Raw genomic sequence first — 18,103 nt, 5'->3', positions numbered from 1 at the left:
CTGGAGAAATGGAAAATTAGAAGGTAAACAAACCGACATTACTAACTGATCGTTGTATCTAATACTGGGGGCAGGTCTCGGTCGTTTTATGGAGACTGACAATTAATAGCGAAACCATTAACCTGGTAATGGAAGTTGAGTGGTGTATTTTATTTCCTCCATGGAAAAACTGGATGTTACATCACACAACCCGCTTACTGAACTGACCAGCTTTTTGTAAAAACTATCGTACCCCTTCATATCTGAAACCACTACCTGAAGAAGATAATCATATTCTCCCGTGGTACGGAAAAAAGTCATCACTTCTGGCATACTATTGACCTGAGAAACGAAATGTTTATACCAGTCATGGCTGTGGTTTTGTGTTTTTATCATCACGAAGGCTGTAAGCGACAAGTTAAGCTTATCCTTACTCAACAGCGCAACCCGACCAGTGATGATCCCCTCATCTTCAAGACGTTTTATACGCTTCCAGCAAGGATTCGGCGTTAAATCGACAGCCGCTGCCAGGTCCTGCAGACACAGTGTACAGTCATGTTGTAACAGCCTGAGCAGCTCCTTATCCTTCTTGTCCAGCATAACCGCCCCTTCTGGGAGAGAATATTTTTCTCTAAATGTATAAAATAACAGTGAGGAAAACAATATTTTTCTCCCGCTAAAAAGTTAAATTAATTTCTTTTACTGGGAGCATCTTATGCGCAGAGTGACGATATTGGTATTATTCCTGCTGGTTTCACTGACCTGGGGAACCACATGGCTGGCTATGCGGATAGCCGCTGAAACTATCCCTCCAGTGTTTGCAACCGGGATGAGGTTTATGTTTGCTGCTCCATTCTTAATCAGCATTGCATGGTTAAGAAAAACACCGCTTTTATTTCCACCCGGACAACGCTTGTTCCAGCTTGTAATTTGTATTTTTTATTTTGCCATTCCTTTCTCATTAATGATTTATGGTGAAACCTATGTCAGCTCCGGGCTTGCCTCCATTATATTTTCAAACATGCCTGTGGCTGTTTTGATGGCATCAGTTATGTTTTTGAATGAAAAAACAAACTCAATGCAGATTGCGGGTTTAACTATCGCAATAGTTGCACTGGCGGGCATTCTTCTCGAAGAAACGAAAACAAGCACAGAGACCCAATGGCAGGGAATCATTGCGCTTGTTTCAGCCGTAATCATCCATGCCATAATATATACTCAATGCAAGAAAAGAAGCTGTACTGTCTCTGTTATAACGTTTAATGCGCTCCCGTGCTTTCTGGCAGGATTGTTACTTTCTGCGGCAGGATGGTTCTTCGAAAGACCACAGGTGTCAGCCTTCTCATCACACTCAATATTAGCTACCCTGTATCTCGGAGCTGTTGCCGGGGTTTTTGGGATATTGTGCTACTTTGCACTTCAGCAAAAGGCCAGTGCCTTTCAGGCTTCACTTGTATTCCTTATTTTTCCTCTAATTGCGGTAAGCCTGGAAAGCTATGTATATGGATATGCAATTTCAACTCAATCAATGCTTTTTATTATACCGTTTGTTGCCGGGATATTTCTTACTCTTTTCTCACGGCGAGTGTCTGCAACCAACAAACATCGGGATCGCTCACCACAAACAAATAATGGTATTCATGAGAATACTGAGACTTCCTGAGGATTTAAAGAAAAGGCTTTCGTTTCAGTTAATGTGGGTCGGTTGAAATGGAATGCAGGTCGTCGCGGATAAATGCAGGGTTGGGTATTTATAAACGCGGGTCGCTACACGTAATGCCGGGGCTCTCACCCGCCGCCGCGAAATTCGTGATGCTGCAACTCTGCTGCGTCTGGGGCTGGCTTACGGCCCCGGGGGGATGTCATTACGTGAAGTCACTGTATGGGCTCAGCTCTATGACGTTGCAACATTATCTGACGTGGCTCTCCTGAAGCGGCTGCGGAATGCCGCCGACTGGTTTGGCATGCTTGCCGCACAAACACTTGCTGTACGTGCCGCAGTTACGGGTTGTACAAGCGGAAAGATATTGCGTCTTGTCGATGGAACAGCAATCAGCGCGCCCGGGGCGGCAGCGCTGAATGGCGACTACATATGGGATATGATCCTCATACCTGTCAGTTCACTGATTTTGAGCTAACCGACAGCAGAGACGCTGAACGGCTGGATCGATTTGCGCAAAAGGCAGACGAAATACGCATTGCTGACCGGGGATTCGGTTCGCGTCCCGAATGTATCCGCTCACTTGCTTTTGGAGAAGCTGATTATATCGTCCGGGTTCACTGGTGTCAGCCCGCGCGAAAACCTCAGGCAGGCTGGCGCCTGCCTGAAGGGAAGCGGGCCACGCTGGCGCGTCGCCCGTTATTCTTCCCGTTTGTGATGTGTCAGGAATATTTTTTTCTGATGTTATTTTTCTGTGGTTACTGTGCCTGTTACTGTTCTTCTTCTTCCTCTTCTTTCCGTTCCTCTCCTGTTTATGGCTTTCCCGGGCGTCCCCCTGGCGGGGCGGGCTGTCGTGAACGGAGCCAGCGGAGCTGCCTCCGCCCTGGCGGGCTTCCATCCCTGACGCAAAACCCCGGGTTTGCAGCGACCAGAACGGTCGCGCCACCCTTGTCGCGCCGTGGCCTGCGCTCCTGGCATCCCGGCAAAAGGCCGCCGGGATGTAAGGGGCAACGCCGTTTCGCGCACGCGCTCTCCGTCGTTGCGGCGGGGCCCTGCTCATTGCCTGCCGGGTGCCACACACCCGTATGAGTCCCTGTCGCCGGGTGCCACACACCCGTATGAGTCCCTGTCGCCGGGGGCTGATACAGCCACAACCTGCCGCACTGACTGTCCAGGGTAAATGAACAGCCCACAAAATTTTTTACCCAAAACCCGGTAAAAAATTTTGCGTTCTGCCCAGGACAGGTGCGTCAGGCCGTGGCAGTGATGCCCCTTGCGGCGAAGGTTCTCAAACGGGTGAAGTTCATACCACAGGGAATACAGCAGCAGGTTCCCGCGAAACGTCAAAACCGCGGCTCCCGAAACTCAACGGGTGATGTTCTTTAAAAATCAGGATTTATTTCAGACTCCGGCAATACGCATTTATTTGTTCTGTCAGTCATCCGGCTGGCAGGTAATGAGAACGCAGGAACAGAAGGAGGAAAACACCGGAAAGCGTCAGATGCAGATATGAAAAAAGCAGGTCAGGGACCTGCTTAATCCACGCCGTAGAAATCGCCGCAATCGATTTTCACGGCTTCACTAACCTGTGTCATAAGGAGTTTCATTTATGACAGTAAGTATTGTTTCACCTTCCGCAGCGGCTGTAAAGCCCCGCCGTCATCCCCGTTTCAGACGCGAAGACATCCCCGCGCCGGAAATTGATCCCGTGCTGAAAGCCTTCGGGCGACACATTGCCAGGAGTTTTCACCGGGGGCGTGGTGTACACATCCCCGCCATGAAAAACACGGCCTTCGGGCAGGTGCTCCGCACACTCGAACTGAAACGCGCTTTTAACTGATGAGGTGAGCCGCCCCGCGAGGGGCGGCAACAGACGGAAGGAGAACATTTTATGACATTAGCAGCAATCACCATGACTGCCCCGGAAGCCGCCAGCCCTGTGCAGATGTACCGCGCGACCTACTCACCGGATGACAACAAACTGCGCCTGTATGCCGCGTCACGTCTTGACCCGGAGACGTATAAGAAAGTACATGATGCCGGTTTCCGTTGGGCACCAAAACAGACGCTGTTTGTCGCGCCAGCCTGGACACCGGGCCGGGAAGACGTGCTCCTCTCACTTGCCGGAGAGATTGAGGATGAAGACAGCACGCTCGCTGAACGTCAGGAAGCACGGGCGGAGCGGTTTACCGGATACAGCGGAAAGCGGGCCAGTGAATCCGCACAGGCACTTGATGAAGTGGAAAGACTGGCCGCGATGATCCCGCCCGGTCAGCCCATTCTTGTGGGGCATCACAGCGAACGCCGCGCCCGTCGTGATGCGCAGCGTATTGAAAACGGCATGAAACGTGCCGTGATGCTCTTTGAACGTGCGGAATACTGGGAAGAACGGGCGCGGTCGGCACTGATTCACGCGAAGTATAAAGAACGTCCGGACGTTCGCTGGCGTCGTATCAAAAAAATCGAAGCTGATTTGCGCAAGGCTGAAAAGACCATCGCGCAGTCGCAGAAATATCTGACGATGTGGCGGGCTGAATCGCTGGATCTGAATATGGCAAAACTCATCAGTAGTCATGACCGTATCAGTGCCTGTTTCCCGCTGGATACGTATCCGCGCCCGGCAGAAAAAAGCCAGTATGAAGGAAGTCGATCGTTATGGTCGGCCCTGGATGATGACATCATCACCACGGAGCAGGCCCGCGAAATTGCGATCCGCTGTCATGAACGGCAGATTCAGCATCAGCAACGCTGGGTTAACCACTATCAGAACCGCCTGATCTATGAGCGTGCCATGCTGGACGAAAGCGGCGACGTGGTTACCCGGCCACAGGATTTTGAGCCGGGCGGACAGGTTTTCAGCCGGGGCGAGTGGCTGACCATCATCCGCGTGAACAAAAGCAACGGGGCGGTGAGTTCAGTCACAACGCCAAATTACAGTTTTCTCGGGTACAGCGGCACGATGAAAGTGACGCCCGATCGCATCACGGACTACAAAGCACCATCGGCAGAAGAGGCTGCCGTCGCCAGTCAGGCCGCGAAGCGTCCGCCGGTAGTCAACTATCCGGGGGAAGGTTTCCGGGAAATGACAAAGGCGCAGTGGGCCGCCCTGCCCCGGGACTGTAAGGCTGTGCGCAGTGTGGCAGAAGCAGAAGACCACGGGGCATACCGCTACCGCCGCACAATGGACAATAATTTCCGCCTGGTGAATGTGTATATCACCGACATGAAAATTACGGAAATCCCGCAGAAATAAGGCTTATCCCCGGGGAAAAGCCCGGGGTATGACGGAGATAATGACATGCACAGTCAGTTAAGAGAACGTATCCGGTTGATGCGCGCAAGGCTGGATAACGTCGCGCCGGTTGCTGAAATCCGGGCTGAATCTCAGCTTTTTGTGACACCTGCCCCGGTCTGTGAGCGCCTGGTGACGCTGGCGGAGATCAGCAACCGGGATCACATTCTGGAACCCTCTGCCGGCACCGGGGCCATACTGCGGGCTATTCGGGATACCGCGCCGGGGGCCATGTGTGATGCGGTGGAGATTAACAGCGGGCTGGTCCGGTATCTGCGGGAAAATTTTAACGGTGTCAGGGTACAGTGTGGCGACTTCATGGAATGGCAGCCGGTGCAGTATTACAGCCGGATTATCATGAATCCGTCGTTCAGTCACGGGCAGGATATCCGGCATATCCTGCGGGCCTTTTCCCTGTTGCGTCCGGGGGGCGTGCTGGTCGCCGTCTGTCTCAACGGGCCGCGCCAGCAGGAGAAGCTGTTACCGTTTTCTGATGTCCGCGAGGTGCTGCCGTGCGGCACGTTTGCTTATACCCGTGTTCCGACGATGATTATTCGTCTGCGAGCCTGATGACACAGGGCAGGCGGGAGGATTAATGCCCGTCTGCCCGCGCCGGGAAAAGACCGCGCGCCGGTGGCGCTGAAAGGGGCCGTGCTGACGCGCCGCCCCTTTCATTACGCGGACGTTCTGCTGTGGGCTTCTGTCTTTTCAGACCTGTCATTTGTCTGTTACTGATGATGTTGTTGTTCCTGCTACTGCTACTGCTACTGCTACTGCTACTGCTACTGTTCTTCTTTTTTCTGCTGTTCTGATTACTGCCTGTTTTGTTGTTCTCCTGCTTATGCCTTTTCCGGGCGTCCCCCTGGCGGGGCGGGCTGTCGTGAACGGAGCCAGCGGAGCTGTCTCCGCCCTGGCGGGCTTCCATCCCTGACGCGAAACCCCGGGCTTGCAGCGACCGTTCCGGTCGCGCCGCCTCTGTCGCGCCGTGGCCTGCGCTCCCGGCATCCCGGCAAAAGGCCGCTGGGATGTAAGGGGCAACGCCGTTTCGCAAACCGCGCTTCACGTCGTTGCGGCGGGTCCCTGCCCGTTGTTCTGTCCGGTGCCATTCACCTGTTTAAGCCCCTGTCGCCGGGGGCTGATACAGCCACAACCGTCTCCGCCAGTCCAGGGGTGAAATGCACATCCCGCAAAACTTTTTGCCCAGAAGCAGGCAAAAACTTTTGCGGTCTGCCCCCGGACAGTCGTTTCCGGCCGTGGCAGTGATGCCCCTTGCGGCGAAGGTTCTCAAAAAGGTGATGGTGAATACCGGAGGGAACAAAAGGCAGGTCCCCGCAAAACGTCAAAACCGCGGCTCCCGAAACTCAAAAGATGATGGGGGCTGAAAACATCAACAGAAGGAGACACATCATGGCAGTTCGTGGCATTAACAAGGTCATTCTCGTAGGAGTGCGCCGTTGAAGCTCGGTGTTTTATGGAGTGTTGTATGAAAAGCAACATGGCTTAGTGGTATAGCCATTGCATACTGTGGTTAGCCTCGCCTGGTAACAGGCTCGGAGATCCTGAAAAGGAGAGGTGAACATAGCATCCACAGAAAAGGGTGGTGAATATGGAAATCGTTATAAGTATCACCACTCAATGCAAGATGTATATGGATAAACTGGGTTTGTTGAAGTCGAGATCTATGTGGGAAACAGGAAACCAATAACGCAGAACGATTGAAGCGTTATTCCCGTACTAGCACAAGAAATCCGCCCTACGTTGATTGTGACCACTCTAACGGGCCAGCTATTGATGAAATAGTTAAACGATCGAAAGACATCCTAAGTACATCGCATCTCCACACCGTGAAACTACGGGACTACCTAAACTGGATTTATACCCAGCATGGTAGCGGAGTCTCCATAGTACTCAAGGTCGGCCTGTAATGGGCTACGGCAGTCCGCATTATACGGAAGCAGCAAAGGTATAAATCAACCGGAAGGGAGATGAAAGCCTCACAGTGCGGCGGGGAAGGGAGACAGTTGTTAGATACATCAATCTCTAAGAGGAGGGTTAGCCAATGCTGCCTGATGAACTTGAGAAAAGATTAGATGGAATTGAGGATGCTTCAAAAAAAGGGTATCCAGTACGTAATCTATACAAAATTGCGTGTGAGCCCGGATTGTGGCTGCAAGCCTACGTGAATATACGGGCCAATGCAGGTGCACTGACTCAAGGTGTATCAACAGATACCATTGATGGCTTCTCTATCGAAAGAGCAGAGAAGCTGGCAAAAACATTGCGGAGTAGAGAATACGTAGCGAAACCTGTACGCAGAGTTCAGATCCCGAAAAAGGACGGAAAAACCAGACCGCTGGGGATTCCAGGTGGAGACGATAAACTGGCGCAAGAAGTAGCAAGAATTATTCTGGAAAGGGTTTATGAACCAGTATTCTCTGAACACTCTCATGGATTCAGACCAAAACGTTCGTGTGAAACTGCGCTCAGATCTATTCGTCCAGTCTGGAACGGAGTTAAATGGATCGTGGATGTTGATATCAGAGGTTTCTTTGACAATATCCCCCACAAACTATTGCTGAATACACTGGCAGAGAAAATTAAGGATAAGAATTTCCTGAAATTAATCGAACAGTGGCTGAAGGCAGGATATGTGGACAATTGGAAATACCATCGCTCATATTCTGGCACGCCACAAGGTGGGATAATTTCTCCCTTACTGGCAAATATATACCTCGACAAACTGGACCGTTTTGTAGAACAGAACTTAATTCCTGCATATACAAGCGGTACAAAACGAAGAGCGAATCCAGATATGAACAGGTTGGCCCATAAGATTCATAAACTACGAAAGAAAGTAGACGGTATGGCAACTGATTCTGAATCAGAAAAAGAAGCCATAAAGAAAGAAATTGAACGACTGCTTGAAGAAAAACGTTCTATACCATCTCAGGTCATGAACGATCCAAACTTCAGGCGTATGTACTATGTTCGATATGCTGATGACTTCGTAATCGGTGTCATCGGCTCGAAGAAAGATGCTGAACATATATCAAGACTGGTCAGAAACTTTATTACTACTTCACTGGGATTGGAAGTTAATGAAGCAAAGACCAGGATCCGCCATATCTCAGAAGGAGTTAATTTTTTAGGCTATGAAATCAGACAGGCAGATGCGAAGAAATTGCTGAAGCAGAAAATGCAAGGGCGGCACACTCTCCGGAGATCCACTACAGGAATTGTGCAGCTCTTCGTTCCTGACAATATAGCCGCTAAATTTTGTCACCAAAAGAAATATGGCTGTTATGAGAATGTGAAGGCAGTACATCGTTCAAGTCTACAAAATCTCAGTGAAGCTGAAATAGTTCTTGCTTTCAACGCTGAAATGCGCGGATTGGCGAACTATTATAGTCTGGCGCTGGACATGAAATATAAATTATCAAAATTATATTTCATATGGCAAAAAAGCTTTTTTAAGACCTTAGCGAATAAACGATGTAGTTCAGTGAATAAAGTCGTCAAATCGCTACGGCAAAATAATGGAGATCTGGCTATTACCGTTCAGGCTAAAAATGGCCCCCGAAAGATTGAGGTTTTCAAACTCAAACATGTCAATCGCAACCGAACAACGATTGTCGATATGGAACCGAGAACTGCACATATCACAACCCGCACAACAGAGATCATGCGTCGATTAGGGGCAAGGATCTGCGAGTATTGTGCGAAGACTGGGCGCTGCGAAGTACATCATGTCAGAAAGCTAAAAGACCTGAAGAAAGGTCGTAAGGCCGGATATAAACCCAGCCTGTGGCAACTAATGATGATCGCACGCCGCCGGAAAACGATGATTTTGTGCGCAAGTTGCCACGACAAGTTACATAGCGGAAAACTACCCGATTTAAGACAGGAAAAGGGAAGAATACTCCTGCAATCACCAGTCTCAAGCGGGGATTCTGCTAAATGAGTTTATCCCCAATAAGCTAGCAATGGAGAGCCGTATGCATTGAAAGGTGCACGTACGGTTCGGAGGGGGGGTAACGGTGACCTAACTCAAGATAAGCAGGACATATTCGCCATTTATCTTGAAAGACCACACGTACCCTACCCTACCGCCTGGGAAAAGATCCGGAAGTCCGTTACATCCCCAACGGGGGCGCAGTGGCAAACCTGCAGGTGGCCACGTCAGAAAGCTGGCGTGACAAACAGACGGGGGAGATGCGGGAGCAGACAGAATGGCATCGCGTGGTGCTGTTCGGCAAGCTCGCGGAAGTGGCAGGTGAATATCTGCGCAAGGGCGCGCAGGTCTACATCGAAGGTCAGCTTCGCACCCGTAGCTGGGAGGATAACGGTATCACCCGTTACGTCACCGAAATTCTTGTTAAGACCACGGGCACCATGCAGATGTTGGGATGTGCCGCAGGTGCTCAGACTCAGCCGGAAGAGGCGCAACAGTTCAGCGGTCAGCCTCAGCCGGAACCACAGGCGGAGGCCGGTACGAAAAAAGGAGGCGCAAAAACGAAAGGCCGTGGACGTAAGGCCGCGCAGCCGGAGCCTCAGCCGCAACCGCCGGAGGGTGACGATTACGGGTTTTCAGACGATATCCCGTTCTGATCGGGCTGACTGTGATAACCGCCCCGCCCCGTCCTGTGCGGGGCATCACCGGAGAAATGAGGATGAGCGAATATTTCAGAATACTTCAGGGGCTGCCTGACGGTCCTTTTACCCGCAAACATGCCGAAGCCGTTGCCGCACAGTACCGGAACGTCTTTATCGAGGATGACCACGGCGAACAGTTTCGCCTGGTTGTCCGTAATAACGGTGCAATGGTCTGGCGTACCTGGAATTTTGAGGACGGTGCCGGGTACTGGATGAGCCATGCCATCCGTGATTTCGGCATTCTTAAGTAAGAGAGGTGCCGGACGGGAACGCGTCCGGCAGACATACAACCATCCCGGTCAAAGGAGAAATATATGTCAGTTACAGAGTCTAAGACAAAAACGGAGCGTAAATCCAGCCGTAAACCGTCAAAAGAGCAGGAGACTGCCCTGTCTGCCCTGCTGGCGCAGACGGAGGAAGTGAGCGTGCCGCTGGCCTCACTGATTAAGTCACCGCTGAATGTGCGCACGGTGCCGTATTCTGCGGAGTCCGTCAGCGAACTGGCGGACTCCATTAAAGGTGTCGGCCTGTTACAGAATCTGGTTGTTCATGCCCTGCCAGGTGACCGTTACGGTGTCGCCGCAGGTGGTCGCCGACTGGCAGCACTCAACATGCTGGCAGAGCGTGGCATCATTCCGGCTGACTGGCCTGTCCGTGTGAAGGTCATTCCGCAGGAACTGGCGACTGCCGCATCAATGACTGAAAACGGTCATCGTCGGGATATGCACCCTGCCGAACAGATTGCCGGATTCCGCGCAATGGCGCAGGAAGGCAAAACACCTGCACAAATCGGTGATTTGCTGGGCTATTCACCCCGCCACGTTCAGCGAATGCTGAAACTGGCTGACCTTGCGCCTGTCATCCTCGATGCGCTGGCAGAAGACCGCATCACCACAGAGCACTGTCAGGCGCTGGCGCTGGAGAACGACACCGCACGTCAGGTACAGGTGTTTGAAGCTGCCTGTCAGTCGGGATGGGGCGGAAAACCGGAAGTACAGACCATTCGTCGTCTGGTGACCGAAAGTGAAGTGGTGGTGGCGGGGAACAGTAAATTCCGCTTCGTGGGGGCTGATGCCTTCTCGCCAGATGAACTGCGCACCGATTTGTTCAGCGACAACGAGGGTGGCTATGTGGACTGCGTGGCGCTCGATGCCGCCCTGCTGGAAAAACTCCAGGCTGTTGCTGAACACCTTCGGGAAGCCGAAGGCTGGGAATGGTGCGCTGGACGTATGGAGCCTGTCGGTTTCTGCCGTGAGGATGCCGGAACATACCGCAGTCTGCCGGAGCCGGAAGCTGTGCTGACGGAGGCGGAAGAAGAACGCCTGAACGAACTGATGGCACGTTACGACGCGCTGGAAAATCAGTGTGAGGAATCCGACCTGCTGGAAGCAGAAATGAAGCTGATTGACTGCATGGCGAAGGTCAGGGCGTGGACGCCGGAGATGCGTGCCGGAAGTGGCGTGGTGGTGTCCTGGCGTTATGGAAACGTATGTGTCCAGCGTGGTGTGCAGTTGCGCAGTGAAGATGACGCGACTGATGACGCTGACCGCACGGAACAGGTGCAGGAGAAAGCGTCAGTGGAGGAAATCAGTCTGCCACTGCTGACGAAAATGTCTTCCGAACGCACGCTGGCAGTCCAGGCAGCACTGATGCTGCAACCGGACAAATCCCTGGCACTGCTGGCATGGACGCTCTGCCTGAATGTGTTTGGCAGCGGAGCTTACAGCAATCCCGCAAAAATCCGCCTGGAATGTGAGCATTATGCGCTGACCAGCGATGCGCCCTCGGGGAAGGAAGGTGCCGCATTCATGGCGATGATGGCAGAAAAAGCCCGTCTTGCAGCCCTGCTGCCGGATGGATGGGCACGGGACATGACGACGTTCCTGTCACTCAGTCAGGAGGTGCTGTTATCCCTGCTCAGTTTCTGCACCGCATGCAGCCTTAACGGTGTCCAGACCCGTGAGTGTGGTCACACGTCACGCAGTCCGCTTGACTCGCTGGAAAGCGCTATCGGATTCCACATGCGCGACTGGTGGCAGCCGACAAAAGCAAACTTTTTCGGACACCTGAAAAAGCCGCAGATTATCGCAGCCCTGAATGATGCCGGACTGTCCGGTGCCGCACGGGACGCGGAGAAGATGAAGAAAGGTGATGCCGCTGAACATGCAGAGTTCCACATGAAAGACAACCGCTGGGTGCCTGGCTGGATGTGTTCACCACGTCCACAGACGGATGCCACTGAACGCGCCGATAACCTGGCTGATGCCGCCTGATGAACAACCACACCGCCCCGCCGGAGACGGGGCGGCAGCAAGGGAGATACCGTGATGAAAACTGAACTGACCCTGAATGTATTACAGACCATGAACGCACAGGAATATGAAGATATCCGGGCTGCCGGGAGTGATGAACGCCGTGAGCTGACACATGCCGTGATGCGGGAGCTGGATGCGCCGGATAACTGGACGATGAACGGCGAGTATGGTAGCGAGTTTGGCGGCTTTTTCCCCGTCCAGGTCCGTTTCACGCCTGCCCACGAACGTTTTCACCTGGTGTTATGTTCACCGGGTGACGTCTCTCAGGTCTGGGTGCTGGTTCTGGTGAATGCCGGTGGTGAGCCGTTTGCGGTGGTTCAGGTACAGCAGCGGTTTGCACCGGAAGCCGTCAGCCATTCACTGGCACTGGCGGCGTCACTGGATGCGCAGGGATACAGCGTTAACGACATCATCCATATCCTGATGGCGGAAGGCGGTCAGGTATGAGCGCACGTTCACAGGCACTGGTTCCCCTCAGCGCAGAGCAACAGGCCGCATGGCGGGCGGTGGCGGAGACGGAAAAACGCCGCCATCAGGGAAACTCGCTGGCGGAATATCCGTATGCGGGGGCGTTTTTCCGCTGTCTGAACGGAAGCCGCAGGATTTCGCTGTCTGACCTGCGATTTTTCATGCCGTCCCTGACCGCAGAAGAACTGCGCGGCAACCGTCTTCAGTGGCTGTATGCCCTCGATGTGCTGATTGAAACACAGGGCGAGGTCTGCCTCCTTCCCCTTCCCGGCGATGCAGCAGAGCGGCTGTTCCCGTCGGTGCGGTTCCGTGTCAGGGAGCGCAGTCGCCACAAATCCGCACTGATCATGCAGAAGTACAGCCGTCAGCAGGCACGGGAGGCAGAGCAGAATGCCCGTGCGTACCAGGCGCTGGTCGCTCAGGCGGAAATCGAACTGGCGTTCCATTCACCGGAAACAGTCGGAAGCTGGCATGCCCGCTGGAGTGACCGGGTGGCAGAGCATGACCTGGAAACCCTGTTCTGGCAGTGGGGCGAGCGTTTTCCGTCACTGGCCGGAATGGAACGCTGGCAGTGGCAGGATATGCCATTCTGGCAGGTTATTACGGAAGCCAGTCTTGCAGCAAGAGAGGCTGGTCACGCTGTCCGTGAGATGGAGCGGTGGATGGTGCCGAACAAACTCCGGGAGACAGCGTGATGCGGCAACAATCACACAGATTACCCGTAAATAGCCTGAATGAGCGGGTTATTTTCAGGAAAAGTGAGTGTGGTCAGCGTGCAGGTATATGGGCTATGATGTGCCCGGCGCTTGAGGCTTTCTGCCTCATGACGTGAAGGTGGTTTGTTGCCGTGTTGTGTGGCAGAAGGACAAAAGCCCCGTAGTTAATTTTTCATTAACCCACGAGGCCCCTGCATGCTTAGACAACATCAGGATAGCCTCTTACCGCGCTTTGCGCAAGGAGAAGAAGGCCATGAAACTACCACGCAGCTCTCTTGTCTGGTGTGTGTTGATCGTGTGTCTCACACTGTTGATATTCACTTATCTGACACGAAAATCGCTGTGCGAGATTCGTTACAGAGACGGATACAGGGAGGTGGCGGCTTTCATGGCTTACGAATCCGGTAAGTAGCAACCTGGAGGCGGGCGCAGGCCCGCCTTTTCAGGGCTGATGCTGGTCTGACTGCACTGAAGCGCCTTTATAAAGGGGCTGTTGGTTCGCCGGTGGCCCCTTTCTCCTTGCTGGCATTGTACGGGCATGAACAACCAGACTGCCAGGAAGGCCGTTTCCCTCCGGGAACGGGGATGAACGTGCGCCTGCGGCGCCCGTTCTTTTCCCCCGCCTTCTCTGTTTATGACCTGTCAGAAATCACATCACCTTCCCTTTGATTATTCTCTTTTTCCTCCTGTTCTGACTCTGATTACTGCTGCCCTGATTACTGTCTGTTTTGTTGTTCTCCTGGCAGTGTCTTTTCCGGGCGTCCCCCTGGCGGGGCGGGCTGTCGTGAACGGAGCCAGCGAAGCTGTCTCCGCCCTGGCGGGCTTCCATCCCTGACGCGAAACCCCGGGCTTGCAGCGACCGTTCCGGTCGCGCCGCCTCTGTCGCGCCGTGGCCTGCGCTCCCGGCATCCCGGCAAAAGGCCGCCGGGATGTAAGGGGCAACGCCGTTTCGCAAACCGCGCTTCACGTCGTTGCGGCGGGTGCCTGCCCGTTGTTGTGTCCGGTGCCATTCACCTGTTTAAGCCCCTGTCGCCGGGGGCTAATACAGCCACAACCGTCTCCGCCAGTCCAGGGGTGAAATGTACATCCCGCAAAACTTTTTGCCCAGAAGCAGGCAAAAACTTTTGCGGTCTGCCCCCGGACAGTCGTTTCCGGCCGTGGCAGTGATGCCCCTTGCGGCGAAGGTTCTCAAAAAGGTGATGGTGAATACCGGAGGGAACAAAAGGCAGGTCCCCGCAAAACGTCAAAACCGCGGCTCCCGAAACTCAAAAGATGATGGGGGCTGAAAACCAGACAGAGGAGAAAGCAGGATGAGTACCCGAAATATCCACGTTAACACCGCGTCGTACACGCTTCTTGTTGCCGGGAAGAAAAAAAACACCGGGGAAGAGTGGGACGTCCTGGAATTCAGCAGCCTGACTGAGCTGAAAAAATATCGCAAAAGCCACCCGGAAAAGATGGCCTTCAGTTATAGCTACGCGCTCAGTCAGGGTGTGGATACGCAGTTCCGCCATATCAACATTGCGGAAGCCGATCACTTCAAACAGTTCCTGCGTCAGATTAAGCGTGCCGGCCTCGATATCCGGGCGATCTGCTGACCGGATGTGATGAATATCCCTCCTGATTGTTGCAATCTTGTTAATGGAGATCGGGGGGATGATATTAAGCGGAAAAATTTTTTATTAAATTTATTCTTTCATAAAGGAGTAGCTGTTATGCGATTAGCTTCCCGTTTTGGTCGGTATAATTCCATCCGCCGTGAACGTCCTTTAACGGATGATGAATTAATGCAGTTCGTGCCTTCGGTATTTTCCGGTGATAAACATGAGTCCCGGAGTGAACGTTATACGTATATTCCAACAATCAATATCATCAATAAGTTACGTGATGAAGGTTTCCAGCCATTCTTTGCCTGTCAGAGTCGGGTTCGTGATTTGGGACGTCGCGAATTCAGTAAACATATGTTACGTCTTCGCAGGGAAGGGCATATTAACGGGCAGGAAGTTCCTGAAATTATCCTGCTTAATTCACATGATGGTTCATCCAGTTATCAGATGATCCCCGGAATTTTTCGTTTTGTCTGCACAAATGGCCTGGTGTGCGGAAATAATTTTGGCGAAATCCGCGTTCCACATAAAGGTGATATTGTCGGGCAGGTTATCGAGGGAGCGTATGAAGTGCTCGGTGTCTTTGATAAGGTCACTGATAATATGGAGGCGATGAAAGAAATTCATCTTAACAGTGACGAGCAACATTTATTTGGCAGAGCTGCACTGATGGTCAGGTATGAAGATGAAAATAAAACGCCAGTGACGCCTGAACAGATAATTACTCCCCGTCGTCGGGAAGATAAACAGAACGATCTCTGGACAACCTGGCAGCGGGTTCAGGAGAATATGATAAAAGGTGGATTATCGGGGCGAAGTGCCTCCGGGAAAAATACCAGGACAAGAGCCATTACAGGTATTGATGGTGATATAAGAATCAACAAGGCGTTATGGGTGATTGCCGAACAGTTCAGAAAGTGGAAGTCATGATAATATAAGTAAAGCCCCGAAAAAATTTTCGGGGCTTTACTTATATTATCATTTTTCGGCATCGCTGTGTCGTCTGATATACCTCAATTTCATCAACCGGCTTTCCGGTTGTCTGTAAATATTGTGCCCGCGAAAAATGGTCTGGCAGGAGGCTGCGCAGTTACCGGGTATATATAAGATGGGTTCCCGCTTCGCGGGGCTTCGGCCAGTCAGTATTGTCACTCATATGATATTTTTGTGTGTGGACTTCCATGCCGCTTTTGCGGCATAACCGGTATCTGACAATGTCTGTAAGATTAATTGTTCTGCACGCTGTTAATTTCCGGAAGTGATTTCTTCGTGGCCGGAAGCCGGATACCTTTACTGCTTTTTATCCCGGTATAAATCCGGTAAACATCTGATGCGTAGGCAAGACGTCTCTGGTTCTGGCGTTCGGTTTTCCTGAATCCTGCATTGTATGCACCAACGGCCTCCCAGGTGACGCCCCATTTTTTAAATGCTATTGCCAGATAATAAGCACCGGTATAAATGTTCATACAGGGATCTGTTGTCAGATGTTCTGGCTTAATTCCGTAGCGGGCCAGTTCGTTAAAATGCTGGGAATCTACCTGCATCAGTCCGCTGCCATATCCTGTTACCGGATTAATACCGATGGCATTAACCCGGTAACGGGATTCTTTCCATGATATTGCTCTCAGTAAATCAGGATCTATTTTGTAATCCCGGCCTGCAAGATCAAAGCAATCAGTGGCCTGGCAGATCTCATTTATAAACATCAGGCAGATGGCTAACATCCATTTTTTCATTTTTCCACCTCTGGTGACTTTATCCGTAAATAATTTAACCCACTCCAAAAAAAGGCTCAACAGGTTGGTGGTTCTCACCACCAAAAGCACCACACCCCACGCAAAAACAAGTTTTTGCTGATTTGTGTTTTAAATCATGTAATTAATGAACTGTATTTATATTATATAATTTTGAATTATATTGCAGAGATTCGTGATAGATTCGATAGTGAATCTATCACGAATTGTCAATGATTCAGTAATGACTATTTTTTTTGAAAACATCTATTTACTTGGCGCGTGAATCTATATTAGATTCGTCATTTGATGATTGCTGATTCGTATAGTGAATCGTGATTTTAGTATGATGAATCTAATGGCGATTCGTCATAAGGTGCAGAATAGAGAGCACGAAAATATATTGTTTGTTTAGGAAGGTGAATAAGGTGTGTTATGGCCAAAATTCAGGTTTATGTTAATGACCATGTGTCTGAAAAAATAAATGCTATTGCTGTGCAAAGGCGAGCAGAGGGAGCAAAAGAGAAAGATGTTAGTTATTCAAGCATTGCCTCTATGTTGCTTGAGTTAGGATTGCGAGTTTATGAAGCGCAGATGGAACGAAAAGAATCAGCGTTTAATCAGGCAGAGTTTAATAAACTTCTTCTTGAGTGTGTTGTAAAAACGCAGTCAACGGTGGCAAAGATTTTAGGTATTGAGTCTCTTAGCCCTCATGTTTCCGGAAAACCGAAGTTTGAATATGCCAATATGGTTGAAGATATCAGAGAGAAGGTGTCGGTTGAGATGGAAAGGTTCTTTCCAAAAAATGATGATGAATAAAGTGAAATAAATTTTGACTTTGTTCAAATATCATGGTTTTTTATGGTATCAAACTGATGACAATAATCAGAATAATTAGTATATTGATTATGTGGTTAATGCCACGTTAAAAATTGAAACTGAAAATCGCCGATGCAGGGAGCAGCCACTCCCTGCATCGACTGTCCATAGAATCCTTAGAGGAGGTTCCTATGTGTGCGATGGATCGTAGAGAAAGAGCACTCATCAGTCAATTGCATTTCCCTCATAGTCTTGGAGAGGCTATTTCGTTTTTAAAATATCCAGTATGTGTCCGCTTCGAGGATGGTTTTTTTATTCAGGAAAATAACCGCTTTGAAAAACTTATCAGATCGTCATTTAATTCATGTGATGAATGGTTTGATAGTTTAACGTTGGAATGTAAATTACAGTTATCCAGAGCAGAGATTGAATCATGCTCTTCAGTTTATGGTGTAAATTGTAATAATGACATATTACTTAATAATATGTTATGGAGTGTGATCATAGAAAGTGTTATCACACCATGCGGCTATTTCTTTATCTGGAGATTTATTTGGGTAGCAAATGATAATCTGTCATCGTTTGTTGTGTCTAAATACACCAATGAATTAATTGTACTATCTGATGAATATGTAGGCATTGAGCCATATCTGATAGGGTTTAGCCATCATTATTCATCAGCAAAGATGAACATCACTGTGTCTAAATCAAAGAAGAAAACCATGAAATTATTTAAACGACATGGATTTAGTTCTAGAGATCTCTGGTTGGATGAAATGATTAGAACAGAAAAGATACTTCCTTTATATGCTAAAGTAAAAGAAATATTGGGAAGATAGGCTGTTAACTTATTGTTACTTT

General features: G+C 50.7%; 18 protein-coding genes and 7 pseudogenes. 20 read left to right on the top strand and 5 right to left on the bottom strand.

All coding sequences use genetic code 11. The features are described 5' to 3' along the window. Nucleotides 1-117 precede the first annotated feature (117 nt). On the bottom strand, nucleotides 118-579 hold the full coding sequence (locus tag BEB42_RS23330; RefSeq protein WP_000884672.1) for an Lrp/AsnC family transcriptional regulator: 462 nt from the start codon (nucleotides 577-579) through the stop codon (nucleotides 118-120). Nucleotides 580-694: 115 nt separating this feature from the next. Here BEB42_RS23330 and BEB42_RS23325 point away from each other — a divergent pair, with 115 nt between their 5' ends. Next, nucleotides 695-1,642, top strand: coding sequence for a DMT family transporter (locus tag BEB42_RS23325; protein ID WP_001255344.1), 948 nt, complete (start codon nucleotides 695-697; stop codon nucleotides 1,640-1,642). Between the two features lie 103 nt (nucleotides 1,643-1,745). Continuing rightward, a pseudogene (locus tag BEB42_RS26540) lies at nucleotides 1,746-2,263 on the top strand (transposase); the annotation flags it as partial. Nucleotides 2,264-2,404: 141 nt separating this feature from the next. On the opposite strand, the pseudogene BEB42_RS26890 reads toward BEB42_RS26540, so the two are convergent. Further along, a pseudogene (locus tag BEB42_RS26890) lies at nucleotides 2,405-2,699 on the bottom strand (hypothetical protein); the annotation flags it as partial. Between the two features lie 549 nt (nucleotides 2,700-3,248). On the opposite strand from BEB42_RS26890, the gene BEB42_RS23305 reads away from it, so the two are divergent. Genes BEB42_RS23305 through BEB42_RS23295 form a run of 3 tightly spaced genes read left to right on the top strand, consistent with a single transcriptional unit; the run spans nucleotide 3,249 to nucleotide 5,501 of the window. Further along, nucleotides 3,249-3,479: a hypothetical protein gene (locus BEB42_RS23305; protein ID WP_000218642.1), complete on the top strand. Its 231-nt coding sequence runs from the start codon at nucleotides 3,249-3,251 to the stop codon at nucleotides 3,477-3,479. 51 nt (nucleotides 3,480-3,530) lie between these two features. Then, entirely contained in the window at nucleotides 3,531-4,892 is a 1,362-nt protein-coding gene (locus BEB42_RS23300; RefSeq protein WP_000170692.1) for a DUF3560 domain-containing protein, read from the top strand. A gap of 45 nt (nucleotides 4,893-4,937) precedes the next feature. Continuing rightward, a complete protein-coding gene (locus BEB42_RS23295; protein WP_001352840.1) occupies nucleotides 4,938-5,501 on the top strand; it encodes a class I SAM-dependent methyltransferase in 564 nt (187 codons plus the stop codon). Between the two features lie 22 nt (nucleotides 5,502-5,523). On the opposite strand, the pseudogene BEB42_RS26885 reads toward BEB42_RS23295, so the two are convergent. Further along, nucleotides 5,524-6,037: pseudogene (locus BEB42_RS26885) on the bottom strand (hypothetical protein). Nucleotides 6,038-6,106: 69 nt separating this feature from the next. Between BEB42_RS26885 and BEB42_RS26525 the strand changes: the two are divergent. From BEB42_RS26525 to BEB42_RS23240, 10 genes and pseudogenes are all read left to right on the top strand, one after another. Continuing rightward, nucleotides 6,107-6,313: a hypothetical protein gene (locus tag BEB42_RS26525; protein WP_000547969.1), complete on the top strand. Its 207-nt coding sequence runs from the start codon at nucleotides 6,107-6,109 to the stop codon at nucleotides 6,311-6,313. Continuing rightward, nucleotides 6,300-6,377, top strand: a pseudogene (locus tag BEB42_RS27125) (single-stranded DNA-binding protein); the annotation flags it as partial. The gene BEB42_RS26525 and the pseudogene BEB42_RS27125, both read left to right, overlap by 14 nt. A gap of 613 nt (nucleotides 6,378-6,990) precedes the next feature. Continuing rightward, nucleotides 6,991-8,892: a group II intron reverse transcriptase/maturase gene (ltrA, locus tag BEB42_RS23270; protein ID WP_000936286.1), complete on the top strand. Its 1,902-nt coding sequence runs from the start codon at nucleotides 6,991-6,993 to the stop codon at nucleotides 8,890-8,892. A gap of 149 nt (nucleotides 8,893-9,041) precedes the next feature. Beyond that, a complete protein-coding gene (gene ssb / locus BEB42_RS23265) occupies nucleotides 9,042-9,539 on the top strand; it encodes a single-stranded DNA-binding protein (RefSeq protein WP_050541230.1) in 498 nt (165 codons plus the stop codon). 62 nt (nucleotides 9,540-9,601) lie between these two features. Beyond that, nucleotides 9,602-9,835 carry a DUF905 family protein gene (locus BEB42_RS23260; protein ID WP_000005991.1) on the top strand — a complete coding sequence of 78 codons (234 nt, stop codon included), beginning with the start codon at nucleotides 9,602-9,604 and terminating at the stop codon, nucleotides 9,833-9,835. 63 nt (nucleotides 9,836-9,898) lie between these two features. Beyond that, nucleotides 9,899-11,857 (top strand): ParB/RepB/Spo0J family partition protein, encoded by a 1,959-nt coding sequence (locus BEB42_RS23255; protein ID WP_000117203.1) that lies wholly within the window; start codon nucleotides 9,899-9,901, stop codon nucleotides 11,855-11,857. 54 nt (nucleotides 11,858-11,911) lie between these two features. After that, nucleotides 11,912-12,346 carry a conjugation system SOS inhibitor PsiB gene (gene psiB, locus BEB42_RS23250; RefSeq protein ID WP_105267576.1) on the top strand — a complete coding sequence of 145 codons (435 nt, stop codon included), beginning with the start codon at nucleotides 11,912-11,914 and terminating at the stop codon, nucleotides 12,344-12,346. Further along, nucleotides 12,343-13,096, top strand: a pseudogene (locus BEB42_RS23245) (plasmid SOS inhibition protein A). Before psiB ends, BEB42_RS23245 begins: the two are co-directional and overlap by 4 nt. A 182-nt stretch (nucleotides 13,097-13,278) precedes the next feature. Then, nucleotides 13,279-13,428 (top strand): annotated as a pseudogene (locus tag BEB42_RS26880) (DUF5431 family protein); the annotation flags it as partial. Next, complete coding sequence (locus tag BEB42_RS23240) at nucleotides 13,370-13,495, top strand: type I toxin-antitoxin system Hok family toxin (protein WP_096937776.1); 126 nt, start codon at nucleotides 13,370-13,372, stop codon at nucleotides 13,493-13,495. The pseudogene BEB42_RS26880 and the gene BEB42_RS23240, both read left to right, overlap by 59 nt. A gap of 276 nt (nucleotides 13,496-13,771) precedes the next feature. Here the strand turns inward: BEB42_RS23240 and BEB42_RS26875 are convergent. Continuing rightward, nucleotides 13,772-14,093 (bottom strand): annotated as a pseudogene (locus tag BEB42_RS26875) (hypothetical protein); the annotation flags it as partial. 69 nt (nucleotides 14,094-14,162) lie between these two features. On the opposite strand from BEB42_RS26875, the gene BEB42_RS26520 reads away from it, so the two are divergent. The 3 genes from BEB42_RS26520 (at nucleotide 14,163) to BEB42_RS23225 (ending at nucleotide 15,620) form a co-directional block, all read left to right on the top strand. Next, nucleotides 14,163-14,369 carry a hypothetical protein gene (locus BEB42_RS26520; protein ID WP_000275856.1) on the top strand — a complete coding sequence of 69 codons (207 nt, stop codon included), beginning with the start codon at nucleotides 14,163-14,165 and terminating at the stop codon, nucleotides 14,367-14,369. Between the two features lie 24 nt (nucleotides 14,370-14,393). After that, nucleotides 14,394-14,681: a hypothetical protein gene (locus BEB42_RS23230; RefSeq protein ID WP_000107538.1), complete on the top strand. Its 288-nt coding sequence runs from the start codon at nucleotides 14,394-14,396 to the stop codon at nucleotides 14,679-14,681. 117 nt (nucleotides 14,682-14,798) lie between these two features. Next, nucleotides 14,799-15,620 (top strand): DUF932 domain-containing protein, encoded by an 822-nt coding sequence (locus BEB42_RS23225; protein ID WP_001234430.1) that lies wholly within the window; start codon nucleotides 14,799-14,801, stop codon nucleotides 15,618-15,620. 296 nt (nucleotides 15,621-15,916) lie between these two features. Here BEB42_RS23225 and BEB42_RS23220 read toward each other — a convergent pair whose 3' ends face one another. Continuing rightward, the gene (locus tag BEB42_RS23220; RefSeq protein WP_077628677.1) at nucleotides 15,917-16,519 is read right to left on the bottom strand and encodes a transglycosylase SLT domain-containing protein; all 603 of its coding nucleotides are present in this window, start codon (nucleotides 16,517-16,519) and stop codon (nucleotides 15,917-15,919) included. A gap of 339 nt (nucleotides 16,520-16,858) precedes the next feature. Between BEB42_RS23220 and traM the strand changes: the two genes are divergently transcribed. Both traM and traJ read left to right on the top strand, forming a co-directional pair. Then, a complete protein-coding gene (gene traM, locus BEB42_RS23215; protein ID WP_001063020.1) occupies nucleotides 16,859-17,242 on the top strand; it encodes a conjugal transfer relaxosome DNA-binding protein TraM in 384 nt (127 codons plus the stop codon). A gap of 191 nt (nucleotides 17,243-17,433) precedes the next feature. Further along, nucleotides 17,434-18,081, top strand: a complete 648-nt coding sequence (traJ, locus tag BEB42_RS23210) for a conjugal transfer transcriptional regulator TraJ (protein WP_105267575.1) — start codon at nucleotides 17,434-17,436, stop codon at nucleotides 18,079-18,081. The last annotated feature ends 22 nt before the right edge of the window (nucleotides 18,082-18,103 follow it).

Origin of the sequence: Escherichia sp. MOD1-EC5990 (genome assembly GCF_002965285.1) — a bacterium.
GTDB classification, from domain to species: Bacteria; Pseudomonadota; Gammaproteobacteria; order Enterobacterales; family Enterobacteriaceae; genus Escherichia; species Escherichia coli_F.
Note: the sequence above shows the minus strand (reverse complement) of the source record. Positions and strands in the feature narration are given on the sequence as shown.